Raw genomic sequence first — 12,355 nt, 5'->3', positions numbered from 1 at the left:
GCTTCTTGAACAACTAAATCAGTAATATTTGGGTCTTTAATTTGGAGCAGTACTTTAGTAGAATGGTCTTGGGACATATCTGACACTCGCTTTCAATTGGTTTTGGTCGACTTGATTGTAGCACAGGACGATATGTCCTTTTGTTGTACATAAAAATAGTGTTGATGGATTTTATCCATCAACACTAAATATCATAGACCCCAAAAAAGCGCAGGAAAAAAGCCGACCCCGAGGAGTCGACTTTTTCCGAATCAAAAATCCAATTATTTAACAGCTGGAGTCTTGAACCAGCCAATCCGTGATGTAACAACATCAACGATGGCCTTCTTACCAGGTGCCAATAACTTACGAGGGTCGTAGCCCTTACCGATTTGGTCTGCGCCAGATTCGATGTAAGCACGAGTTGCATTGGCAAAAGCAACTTGGTTTTCGGTGTTAACGTTAACCTTGCTAATACCCAATTCAACAGCCTTAACGATTTGGTCCTTAGGAATACCAGAACCACCGTGAAGTACCAATGGCATCTTAACGGCTTCTGAGATTTCTTGAAGACGATCGAAGTGTAAGCCAGTCCAGTTTTCTGGGTACTTGCCGTGGATGTTACCAATCCCAGCGGCTAAAATGTCGATACCAGTAGCAGCTAAAGTCTTAGCTTCTTCAACATCAGCTAATTCACCTTCACCGATGATACCGTCTTCTTCACCACCAATTGAACCAACTTCGGCTTCAACAGAGATGCCCTTAGCATGAGCTAATTTGACGATTTCCTTAGTCTTTTCTAGGTTTTCGGCAAATGGTAGGTCATGGCCATCAAACATAACTGATGAGTAACCAACTTCGATACATTCCTTGGCAGCTTCGTAGTTACCGTGGTCTAAGTGCATAACAACAGGAACAGTGATGTTCATGCTTTCCATTTCATCAGCAACTAAGTCCATAACGAGCTTGTAGCCGCCCATGTACTTAGCAGCACCCATTGAAACTTGGATAATAACTGGGGTGTTAGTGTCTTGAGCACCCTTCAAGATGCAACGAGTCCATTCAAGGTTGTTTGTGTTGAACGCACCAATAGCATAATGGTTCTTGTATGCGTCTTGTGTCATATCAACAGCATTTACAAATGACATAAAATAACCCTCCTAGGTTAATTAAGAGATACGATTTTTGAATCACATTCATTTTAGCACATTTTACATAGGAGTGATAACCGATTTGTCATATTTATTAACCAACGATTCCCCGTCAATTCTTGCTTATTTGACAACCGCCCGTTTGTAAACCCTTCCATTTATATAAAATCAGTTACAGATCAAGCCAAAAGTTGCTTCGAATTTAATCAATAATTAATTGTGAATATTATAACAGCAATCCGTTCGGTAAAAATGTAAGCGAACAGTTTATTTACATTTATATACGCTATTAAATCAATAATTATAGTGTTTTAAAAGCAATTTATGAAATTAAATATTAGCTATTTACATTTGTGAAAAAGTATTTATAATAGTGATTGTGAAATAAGAAACAAGTTGATTTTGCATAGGAGGAACCGTGAATGCTGAAAGAAATGGAAGAAACAACCGTATCACGTTCAATCGATCGGTTAGTCTTAAATGCTTCGTTAGCTGCCAACCGTCTTGAAGTCATGGACCAAAGTCAAGTTGATCAGGCTGTCGCTGCCATGGCCCGCGCTGCCCACGCTGCTCGTGGCATGCTGGCCGCTATGGCCGTCGAAGAAACGGGTCGCGGAAATTATCGTGATAAAGTTGCGAAGAACGACTTTGCAGCCAAAAACGTTTATAACTACATCAAGGATGACAAGACGGTCGGTATCATTAATGACGATCCAGTCAGTGGCGTGATGAAAGTTGCTGAACCAGTTGGAATTATTGCGGGGGTCACCCCAGTTACCAACCCAACATCAACCGTCATTTTCAATGCCATGTTAGCATTAAAGACTCGCAATCCCATTATTTTTGGTTTCCATCCCTTTGCACAAAAATCTTGTGTTGAAACTGGCCGAATCATCCGCGATGCTGCTATTGCCGCTGGCGCTCCTAAGGATTGGATTCAGTGGATCAAGACGCCTAGCCTTGAAGCAACCAACACCTTGATGAACCATCCGGGCGTCGCTACCATTATTGCAACTGGCGGTGCCGGCATGGTCAAGACCGCGTATTCAACTGGTAAACCGGCACTCGGTGTTGGCCCTGGTAACGTGCCATGCTTCATCGAGCAAACCGCAGACATTCAACAGGCAGTCAGTGATGTCGTCACTTCCAAGTCATTCGACAACGGCATGATCTGTGCTTCCGAATCAAACTTAATCGTTGCTGATCAAATCTATGATCAAGTTAAACGTGAATTAAGTCACAACGGTGTGTACTTTGTCGGTACCGAGAACTTCAAGGCCTTAGAAGCAACTGTCATGAACCTGGATAAACAGGCTGTTGACCCGAAAGTAGCTGGGCAAACGCCATGGCAAATCGCTCAGTGGGCTGGCTTTGATGTCCCATCCGATACCAAAGTATTAGCAGTTGAGTTGCCTAGCATCGGTGGTGACCAAGTCTTATCACGAGAAAAGTTATCACCAGTCCTCGCCGTCGTTCATGCCAAGGATACTGAGGCCGGCTTCAACCTGATGAAACGCAGCCTAGCACTTGGCGGACTGGGACATACGGCCGCCTTGCATACGACCGACGAAGCTGTTATGAACAAGTTTGCCTTAGAAATGACTGCTTGTCGAGCATTGATCAACGTGCCGTCTTCACAAGGTGCCATTGGTTATAAATATGATAACGTCGCACCATCCTTAACACTCGGTTGTGGAACATGGGGGCATAACTCGATTTCACACAACTTGGAAGATTGGGATCTACTAAATATTAAGACCGTTGCAAAACGCTTAACTAAGATTCGCTAAAGTTTCATCAATCAGGATAATAAATTTAAAATTGCCGCTAACAAATGCGCCCGCTGAAGTCAGTCTGCTTAACTTCAACGGGCGCATTTTAGATTTATGACCAAGTTAAGCCAACTTCTTAACCGTCCACGCATCGCGAAAACGATCCGGTCGGTACAGAAACCACCGCCCCAAACTCCAAGTTAGATAGGCAACGACCAGCGCCATTATAATCCCAGTCGATAATGGCATATACGCATGATAGTTATCCGTTAGCAACCCTAAAACACCGTTACCAAATTGTGAACAGCAAATTGCAACAATTAGATAAATAATTGAAAAGCCCAGGACGGCTCCGCGCCACTGCGGAAAGCGGAAAAAATCCCCACTATTTTCCAAAGATAAATGCTCAAACGCCCAGCGGTTAAGCAAATACAGGCCGCCACCGATAACACCACAAATCACCCAAGTGGTTAGTAAGCCCCCGGGTTTCCAGCTCGGCAGCTGACCTAAAACATCCACCTGCTCATATTTAAGCTTCGTTAATCCTGCAGCAAGATTGATCAAGCCATCATATGCAAAGGGCAAGCTACAAACGAAGACAAATGTCGCAAGCGCACTCGCAAAGATATGGCCAACCCATAACCCGAACGTAGCGGCTAATAATCCAAACACTAACATTACTGCCAGGATTCCAAGTTCTTCATACAATGTCGTAAGCCAATCAATCCGCACCTGCTGTTTAGCCAACACGCGCCAAGCAATCAGTCCAAAAACAGCTTCCGCCAACATGTATGCGCTGACCAACATCCCAATAAGTAACCCGATCTTACGCCGATAAATTTGCTTTCGAGCGACCGGCAAACTAAATAAATATTGATTAAAATTCGTGAAATTATCGCTTAAAAATAGTGCGACTCCTAGCACCAGACTAACGATGATGGCGACCACCGTTTCCATCCGAAGATGAGTGGCTTCCATCAACGCAAAACTACTGACATTTTGTGCAACATACCGTGACGGATTATGGGCAATACTGTAGCCTTCCTTTATGCCTACTAGTAGTAAGACACCGCCCGCCGTTAATAACAACGTGCGATAGTGGCGCCATAACAACTGCCATAACTTTCGTTTCGTCATTTTATCGTCCCCCTAAGATAATAATTCAAAGTCAGCTTCATCCGTCAGATTAGCCATAAACAAGTCTGCTAATGAGAGTGGTAAATCTTCTTGAAATACCGGGTTAGTTGTCGCTAATTGAGCCTGGACCTCAGCATTATAATCTTCAAACACTACCACGATAACCCGACCAGAAACGTGTACAATATGGCCTAATTGTTTAACAACGGCTGGAATCTGCTTGTCACGATACACTAATTGAACTTTTCGTGCACTTCGTCGCATGGCTTCTAATTGATAGTCATTGACAATGCGACCGTGTTTAAGCATCAACGCGCGGTCAATAACCCCCTCTAATTCAGCCAAATTATGTGACGCAATCACGATTGAACGGTTTCCCGTAGCCACTTCATCAATTAGAATACCAAGAATGTTTTTTCGAATTAGGACATCCAAACCATCTAGCGGCTCATCCAAAAAGAGATACGGCGCTTGCGTCGCAACACTGAGAATGATTGTAAACAAACCAAACATTCCCTTAGAGAAATGGCGTAATTTTTGTTTGGACGTCAGATGATAACGGTCTAACAATTGCGCAAATTTGGCATTATCAAAGTCCGGGTAAGCAGCTTGATAATACCACTGGATTTGCGCAATCGTCGCGCCTTTAAAAAAATTTGCCAGTGGATCAATAAAACACAGTTGCGTCCGCATTTCCGGTTGATCAACAACCTCTTGCCCATCAACCAGGACCTGACCATGATCCGTGAGGTACTGCCCATTGATTGTCCGAAAAAGGGTTGTTTTCCCAACCCCGTTACGGCCAACAACACCGACGATTTGACCAAGTCCAATCTCAAAACTAATGCCATCTAACGTCTGGTGATGGTCAATGCGCTTACTTAACTGATTAATCACTAAACTCATTATTTTTCCCCCATTTGATCAAGCCAGCCATGCAATTCAGCAATACTGACGCCTCTTTGACCCGCTAGCCTGACAATTTGTGTAAACTGTTCCCGTAATTCTTGTCGGAACAGCGTTGAATCCACCACTTTAACGTACGTGCCTTTTCCCGGAACCGTCTCGATAATTTGCTGTGTCTCCAGTCGCTTATAGGCTTTACTGACCGTATTCGGATTCAGCAAGTGTTGACGAGCCATTTCACGCACCGACGGCAGTTGTTCACCACTTTGTAACACACCATGAGCAATATCTTGTTCAATACCGGTTACTATCTGAGCGTAATACGGTTGTCGGCTTCCATGATCAATTTGCATGGCCCACCTCCATTTAATACACAGTCGTTACTTCGCTTACGTTAAATAGTACAGTATAGTACAGTTATAAACAAGCTAAGAAAACGTTAAAATCAGGCCACTTGTACAGTCCAAACAGTGTCCTTTAGACCTAGTAGGAATAGTCCTCAGCCGTCACGAAAAAAGCCCGTATCTGCCAATCGTGGTAAATACGGGCTTCTATATATACGTGCTCCTGCTAAACAAGCACGATATTAGGTTACGATCTATTTGCGAGTCACTTACTTGCGCCGTAATTCCGTTGCGGCGAATTCCATAATCGCCATCAACACAATCAAACTAATCGGAAAAGCAATGACACTAACTGTTAAACTAGCCGTAATTTCAAAGAAGGTAAAAATTACCATTAATAACAATACGGCTGCAATCAACATGCCAGTTTCGGCTTTTCCCCAATGCTTAATCATCGTGTTAACCTCATTTCTATTTATTAGTCATCACGAGTTTAACATGTCTGATATCGCTTACTAGGCCTTATTGCTAAGAGTTCCATGAGAATTCTATTGGAGTAGCCGTGTCATCGTCGTCACCGCTAACCGGCCACCGGCTTTTAAAGGTAAGAACAACTGGTTACCATCTTCAAACCCGAGTTTCTGCCAGAATCTTGCGACCCCTTCATCAGCAGTAACGCGCGTTAGTTGGATCGCCGTTATATTCGCTTGAAGTGCCGCTTGCATCAGTCCGGTTACAATAACTCGGCCCACTGATTTACGTTGGTAAGCCTTATTGACCATGAGTAATCCAACGAATAAAAATTGTTCTTGTGGATACTGATTGAGTACATCTAAAACGGCTACTAACCGGTGTGCTAAGTAAAAACCAAAAACCTGTTTTTGTGCCGCCGCTAACTCGTCCGGGTGGGCCGTCAAATCATGTTGTACCTCAGTCATCGTTAGTGTTTCCGGTGAGAAATATTGATGATAGCGCGGATTACTTTGTTCCAGCTCTAGCAATGCTTCCTGGTCAGCTAAAGTTAGTAATCGGATCTCAAAATCCGGTAATTGTGCTTGTAATGTTGCTAATTTCATGATTCAATCCCAGACTTTCTCTAAATTATACCAAGTTTCACCAGCATGTTCGGAGTTCGCCACACCTTGATTAATAAAACCATTACGTTCATAAAACGGAATTAGTCGTTCCAAACAAGTCAACGCCATGCTTGTCCGCCCGTCTGCTTGAGCCTTCTCAGCTAGCGCGGTCAATAATTGACTACCGATCTGTTGGTGACGTGCTAGTGGCGAAACTGCCAACGTGAAAACCAGCTGATGGCCGCCACGTGGTAAGTTAGTCGGTGTCTCTACAAACATCTCATCTTCAATATAGCGGGCACCGACAGCTGGTCCCACGATAAAGCCAAGTACGACTGCACCATCGCGGGCGACCAGAAAAGTATCCGCTAATTTCTCAATGCGTTCGCGATAAGCAGCCTCGCTGCCAGCCTCTGCTTCTGAAAAACCAGATTTTTCGATCGCCATAATTTGTGGTAAATCCAGCATTTTAACAGGTGTAATTTCCATTGATTTTCGCCCTCCAATTCGTACGTATATTATAGCAAATGTCGGTCAATAGTTGACTAACTTAATTTTCCCCGAAAAACCAGTGTCGAACGTGTCGTTTTCAGAAATGTCATGCTATACTTGAATTGTGAATTCGGTTACATGCATTCGAATTCAATAATTCTAATCGAAATTAGGTGACCTTTATGCCCGCTCAATCAGCAGAACAATTATGGCATGCTTATAACGAAAGCACCGACACAAACGGGGCTTCTTATCAAACACGTTGGTTCGGTCAACAAAATAACCCTGCCGAAGTGACTGCTTTAGCCGACGCAATTCTGGCTGGGACGAAGACAGCGACAACCACGCCGCTGGACAGTTATACCGCGGAACAAATTGCCATTCCACAAGTTGGCGACTACAACGTCTTGCTAAATGGTGACATGAAACCGGTCGCGATTCTGAAAACGGTGGTGTCTGAACTCATTCCGTTTTATCGCATCTCGGCGGAACACGCTTACCATGAAGGCGATGGTGATCGCACAATTGGTGATTGGCGCAAGCGTAAGACGGCAGAATTCACCCCGACGTTAGAAGAACACGGCAAAAACCTCTCATCGGACACACCGATGGTCAGTGAAGTTTTTGAAGTCGTTTACCGCGCGGATTAATCAACAACGCTAACGGCCTAAGACGGATGTCTTGGGCTTTTTTATTAGAGTGTGAGGGGCCGCGGGTTGAGGCTGAGCATTGCCTAGCCAGCGCAGGCTTCAGCGGCACGCCACGAAAAGTCCGTCCACAACGCACCTAATTTATTCACTAACCAAACGACAGTTCCAACCCCTCAACACCACTGTTTCTGGGCGATTTGACCAGACAAGCTGGCAGACTTAAAAAAAGAAGCTGCCAATTGTAAAAAATGCTTGTCACCACGTCATTTTTCATTATAATTAAAGCTCGTACTAAACTTATTGTTTAGTTTAACAAAACTACCGATTCGAGGTGAATGTCATGGACATTGGTCAACGCATCCGCAACTTACGGATTCAAAAGCAACTCACGCAAGAAGAATTAGGCGAACGAACTGACCTTAGCAAGGGGTACATATCACAGTTAGAGCACAATCAGTCATCGCCTTCAATGGAGACGTTCTTCGCGATTCTTGAAGTACTCGGTTGTGCCCCCGCTGATTTTTTTGCGGCTGAGCAGCCCACTCACAAAGTGGTCTACCATCCAGCAGATCAGACCACGTATGACGATGAAGCCTTAGGATACCGTGTGAAATGGCTCGTACCCGCGTCTAACGAAAATCAGTTAGAACCGGTCACCGTCACACTGGCACCTAGTGGTCGCTTCAAATCTTTTGAGCCGTCGCCGGCAGAGACCTTTATTATGGTTCAAACCGGCACTTTAAGCTTACAGCTCGGAGCTCAGCAATATGCTGCCACGGCGGGAGATACGCTGTACTTCCATGCGACTAAGACGCATCAGATTCGTAATCTTGGCACCACGTCCTGCACGTTCACCTTGGTTACGACCGCGTCCTACTTATAATCATGTCACAACCAATCGAGCTGGTATTAGGTTACACTAGCTTGGTACACGTTTTAAGGAGGTCTTTACTTTGGCGGTTAATACACAACCAATCATTCGATTGACAAATGTCACTAAAAGTTACGGGGAACATCAAGTTTTAAAAAACATCAACTTAGATCTTGAAGCGGGCAAATTCTATACGTTACTCGGTCCGTCTGGGTGTGGTAAAACAACCATTCTGCGTACCATTGCGGGGTTTACGGATGCCACTTCCGGTCAAGTTTACTTTGACGGTCAGGTCATCAACACCCTGCCGGCTAATCAGCGGCAAGTCAACACGGTCTTTCAAGATTACGCCCTTTTTCCACACATGAATGTCGCGGAAAACGTGGCATTTGGCTTGAAATTACACAAAGTTCCCAAGGATGAAATCGAGACGCGGGTCCAAAAAGCACTCGCGATGGTCCAACTAGCCGATCTTGGAGAACGTGAAATCAGTGAAATCTCTGGTGGACAACAACAACGAGTTGCCATTGCCCGGGCACTCGTTATGCAGCCTAAGGTCCTCTTACTCGACGAACCGTTATCGGCTCTCGATGCCAAACTGCGTAAGGATATGCAATATGAGTTGCGGGACCTTCAACAACGCCTGGGCATCACTTTTCTCTTTGTCACCCACGATCAGGAAGAAGCCTTGGCCATGAGTGATGAAATCTTTGTCATGAACGCTGGCGAGATTTTACAAGGTGGGTCCCCAGTTGATATTTACGATGAACCGATCAACCATTTCGTGGCGAACTTCATCGGTGAAAGTAACATTATTCCGGGTAAAATGCTCAAAGATTTTGAAGTAGAGTTTGTCGGCAAACAATTCGAATGCGCCGATGCGGGAATGCAGCCTAATGAAGTTGTCGAAGTCGTTCTTCGGCCTGAAGATCTCGACATTGTGGCCGCAGATCAAGGCAAGTTAGTCGTCACTGTCGACTCCCAACTATTTCGAGGCAATTATTTCGAAATCGTCGCTTACGATACCGATCATAACGAATGGCTCGTTCATTCAACTAACCCTGCCGCAGAAGGCGAACCGATCGGCCTGACCTTTGACCCACAAGACATTCACGTCATGCGGTTAAACGAGAGCGAAGCTGCTTTTGATGCTCGTCTTGAACAATACGAAGATGATTAGGAGGTGTCAACATGCAACCAAAACAACGATTAAGTCGTAACACCGCCTACTTTATCCCGTACATGTTGTGGATCATCCTCTTCGTCATTGCCCCAGTCCTATTGTTGATCTATCAATCATTCTTCAACATTAACGGGCAATTTACACTGGGCAACTACCAAACGTATTTTTCATCAAATACCTACTTGATGATGACGCTCAACTCTGTCTGGTACGCCTTCTTGATCACACTCGCAACATTATTGATCAGTTATCCGACGGCTTATTTACTCAACGAAACGAAGCATCCGCAGCTGTGGCTGCTCTTAATCATTATGCCAACATGGATCAACTTATTACTTAAGGCGTACGCTTTCATCGGCATTTTTAGTCAAGCCGGCATCGCCAACCAGTTTTTAAGTTTCATCGGAATCGGGCCCAAGCAATTGCTCTTTACTAATTTCAGCTTCATCTTTGTCGCGGCCTATATTCAGATTCCGTTCATGGTCCTGCCCATTTACAACTCGATTAGCGAACTGAACCCATCTTACGTCAATGCTAGTCGGGATCTCGGTGCCACAAATTGGCAGACCTTCAATCGGGTAATTTTCCCACTGACACTCCCCGGTGTGAAGGCTGGCATTCAAGCCATCTTCATTCCCTCACTGTCACTCTTCATGTTGACCCGTTTAATTGGCGGCAATAAGGTGATTACACTCGGGACTGCGATTGAGGAACACTTCTTGACGACAATGAACTGGGGCATGGGTTCGACGATCGGGGTCGTCCTGATTATTGCGATGGTCATCATCATGTGGCTAACTGGCAGCAGTAAAAAGCGCGCGCGAAAGGGGTTGACGAAATAATGACCTTACGTAACTTCAAGTGGCGCAACTTATACCTGTGGCTTGTTTTCATCGTGCTGTATGCGCCAATTATTTTTCTGGTCGTTTACTCCTTCAGCCAAGGTACGACTATGAACAACTTTCATGGTTTTACCTGGCAACATTACCAAGACTTATTCGCGGATAGCCGTTTAATTGCCATTTTTCTCGACACCATTTTGATTGCGCTCTTATCATCATTATTAGCAACTGTCATTGGCACGCTGGGGGCACTCGGAATCAATAGTATGACCAAACCGATTACCCGCAACACTTTGTTATCGTTGAACAATATCTTGATGGTTTCACCCGACGTCATCATCGGGGCCAGTTTCTTGATTTTCTTTACTGCCCTTAAAATTCCGCTCGGTTTTGGCTCAGTCTTGTTAAGCCATATTGCTTTTTCAATTCCAATCGTGGTCTTGATGGTGCTACCAAAAATTCAAGAAATGAGCACCAGTTTACTGGATGCCGCGGCTGACTTAGGTGCCAACAATTGGCAATTACTCAGCCAAGTCATCGTGCCCTACATCATGCCCGGGATCTTTTCTGGCTTCTTCATGGCCCTGACCTACTCACTCGATGACTTCGCCGTCACTTTCTTCGTGACTGGAAACGGCTTTAGCACGCTGTCGGTTGAAATCTACTCACGGGCCCGTCAAGGCATCAACCTGGAAATCAACGCCCTGTCCGGTCTAATGTTCCTGATGGCACTGGTGTTAGTGATTGGCTACTACTTCATTAACCAATACAGTAGTCGGCACCGGCGGCCAGCAGTTAGGGGGCGGCGAAAGTGAAAAAATTATTAAGCATCATCGTTAGCTTACTAGTCGTCTGTGGCTTACTGGCCTTTGGCGCGCAACGCTTGCAGACGAGCTCTGGTAGTACTGGCAAAAAGGTTTTGAACCTATATACTTGGGGTGACTACATCGACCCCAGCCTGCTCACTAAGTTTCAAAAGCAGACTGGCTATCACGTTAACGTCGAAACTTTCGATAGCAACGAAGCTATGTATACGAAAATCAAGCAAGGCGGCACCAGTTACGATCTGACCGTACCTAGTGATTACATGATTGAAAAAATGAAAAAAGCGCACTTACTCTTACCGCTCGATAAAAGTAAACTGACTGGAATGAAGAATTACGATCCGCGCTTCATGAACTTGGCCTTTGATCAACACAATCGTTACTCAGTCCCATATTTCTGGGGAACGCTTGGTATCATTTATAACGACAAGTACGTTCAGCCGGGCAGTATTCAACACTGGAATGATTTGTGGCAACGAAAATACCATAACAAAATCATGCTGATTGATAGCGCCCGCGACGTAATGGGGTTCGCCCTCGCATCAATGAATCAGTCTATGAACACGACCGATCCAGCCACTCTATTGGCTGCGCGAAACAAGCTTAACCGGCTATCACCAAACGTCAAGGCCGTCGTGGCGGATGAAATTAAAATGTACATGATCCAAAACGAAGCCGCAATCGCGGTCGATTGGTCCGGTGAGGCTAGTGAAATGTTGGCTGGCAATTCACACTTGCATTACGTTGTCCCATCCGAAGGGAGTAACTTGTGGTTTGATAACTTGGTCATTCCTAAAACGGCCAAACACTTTAAGGCGATTTACGCCTTCTTGAACTTTATGAGTGAACCCAAGAACGCCGCCCAAAATGCGGAATATATCGGTTACGCAACACCTAATCGGAAAGCCAAGGCGCTATTACCTAAGGCCATTCGCAACGATCGCCAATTTTACCCAGACAATAACACAATCAAGCATCTTCAAATCTATCAAGATTTATCACCAGCCAAAGTCGGCTTGTATAATGACCGTTATTTGGAATTTAAGATGCATCACTAATCGGATCAGCCTACTTGATTCAAATGACTGGCATCAAAGAACGGTCGATTATAAGCTAAAAGGGCTTGAT

The 12,355-nt window shown here is 44.8% G+C and carries 14 protein-coding genes; 7 read left to right on the top strand and 7 right to left on the bottom strand.

Translation table 11 applies throughout. The annotated features are described in order from the left end of the window. Positions 1-263: 263 nt before the first annotated feature. Positions 264-1,127 (bottom strand): class II fructose-1,6-bisphosphate aldolase, encoded by an 864-nt coding sequence (gene fba / locus MZO41_RS04080; protein WP_003641904.1) that lies wholly within the window; start codon positions 1,125-1,127, stop codon positions 264-266. Positions 1,128-1,552: 425 nt separating this feature from the next. On the opposite strand from fba, the gene MZO41_RS04075 reads away from it, so the two are divergent. Beyond that, positions 1,553-2,920 (top strand): aldehyde dehydrogenase family protein, encoded by a 1,368-nt coding sequence (locus tag MZO41_RS04075; protein WP_003641903.1) that lies wholly within the window; start codon positions 1,553-1,555, stop codon positions 2,918-2,920. A 105-nt stretch (positions 2,921-3,025) separates the two neighbouring features. On the opposite strand, the gene MZO41_RS04070 is transcribed toward MZO41_RS04075, so the two are convergent. The 6 genes from MZO41_RS04070 to MZO41_RS04045 all read right to left on the bottom strand — a co-directional run bounded on the left by MZO41_RS04070 (position 3,026) and on the right by MZO41_RS04045 (position 6,854). Beyond that, on the bottom strand, positions 3,026-4,039 hold the full coding sequence (locus MZO41_RS04070) for an ABC-2 transporter permease (RefSeq protein ID WP_013355161.1): 1,014 nt from the start codon (positions 4,037-4,039) through the stop codon (positions 3,026-3,028). 12 nt (positions 4,040-4,051) lie between these two features. Next, positions 4,052-4,945 (bottom strand): ATP-binding cassette domain-containing protein, encoded by an 894-nt coding sequence (locus MZO41_RS04065; protein ID WP_003641901.1) that lies wholly within the window; start codon positions 4,943-4,945, stop codon positions 4,052-4,054. Continuing rightward, a complete protein-coding gene (locus MZO41_RS04060) occupies positions 4,945-5,298 on the bottom strand; it encodes a GntR family transcriptional regulator (protein ID WP_003641900.1) in 354 nt (117 codons plus the stop codon). The genes MZO41_RS04065 and MZO41_RS04060 overlap by 1 nt, the downstream gene beginning before the upstream one ends. A 260-nt stretch (positions 5,299-5,558) precedes the next feature. Next, positions 5,559-5,744: a hypothetical protein gene (locus MZO41_RS04055; protein ID WP_003641899.1), complete on the bottom strand. Its 186-nt coding sequence runs from the start codon at positions 5,742-5,744 to the stop codon at positions 5,559-5,561. Between the two features lie 93 nt (positions 5,745-5,837). Further along, positions 5,838-6,365, bottom strand: coding sequence for a GNAT family N-acetyltransferase (locus MZO41_RS04050; RefSeq protein WP_013355160.1), 528 nt, complete (start codon positions 6,363-6,365; stop codon positions 5,838-5,840). Between the two features lie 3 nt (positions 6,366-6,368). Further along, entirely contained in the window at positions 6,369-6,854 is a 486-nt protein-coding gene (locus tag MZO41_RS04045) for a GNAT family N-acetyltransferase (RefSeq protein ID WP_003641897.1), read from the bottom strand. Between the two features lie 185 nt (positions 6,855-7,039). Between MZO41_RS04045 and MZO41_RS04040 the strand changes: the two genes are divergently transcribed. The 6 genes from MZO41_RS04040 to MZO41_RS04015 all read left to right on the top strand — a co-directional run bounded on the left by MZO41_RS04040 (position 7,040) and on the right by MZO41_RS04015 (position 12,285). Further along, complete coding sequence (locus MZO41_RS04040; protein ID WP_003641896.1) at positions 7,040-7,507, top strand: ASCH domain-containing protein; 468 nt, start codon at positions 7,040-7,042, stop codon at positions 7,505-7,507. A 340-nt stretch (positions 7,508-7,847) separates the two neighbouring features. Next, the gene (locus MZO41_RS04035; RefSeq protein WP_003641895.1) at positions 7,848-8,390 is read left to right on the top strand and encodes a helix-turn-helix domain-containing protein; all 543 of its coding nucleotides are present in this window, start codon (positions 7,848-7,850) and stop codon (positions 8,388-8,390) included. A 70-nt stretch (positions 8,391-8,460) separates the two neighbouring features. Further along, positions 8,461-9,558, top strand: coding sequence for an ABC transporter ATP-binding protein (locus MZO41_RS04030; RefSeq protein ID WP_003641894.1), 1,098 nt, complete (start codon positions 8,461-8,463; stop codon positions 9,556-9,558). Positions 9,559-9,569: 11 nt separating this feature from the next. After that, the gene (locus MZO41_RS04025; protein ID WP_003641893.1) at positions 9,570-10,403 is read left to right on the top strand and encodes an ABC transporter permease; all 834 of its coding nucleotides are present in this window, start codon (positions 9,570-9,572) and stop codon (positions 10,401-10,403) included. Continuing rightward, positions 10,403-11,218, top strand: coding sequence for an ABC transporter permease (locus MZO41_RS04020; protein WP_003641892.1), 816 nt, complete (start codon positions 10,403-10,405; stop codon positions 11,216-11,218). The genes MZO41_RS04025 and MZO41_RS04020 overlap by 1 nt, the downstream gene beginning before the upstream one ends. Further along, positions 11,215-12,285, top strand: a complete 1,071-nt coding sequence (locus MZO41_RS04015; protein ID WP_003641891.1) for an ABC transporter substrate-binding protein — start codon at positions 11,215-11,217, stop codon at positions 12,283-12,285. The genes MZO41_RS04020 and MZO41_RS04015 overlap by 4 nt, the downstream gene beginning before the upstream one ends. The last annotated feature ends 70 nt before the right edge of the window (positions 12,286-12,355 follow it).

Source organism: Lactiplantibacillus sp. C232 (assembly GCF_023806725.1).
GTDB lineage: Bacteria > Bacillota > Bacilli > Lactobacillales > Lactobacillaceae > Lactiplantibacillus > Lactiplantibacillus plantarum.
Note: the sequence above shows the minus strand (reverse complement) of the source record. Positions and strands in the feature narration are given on the sequence as shown.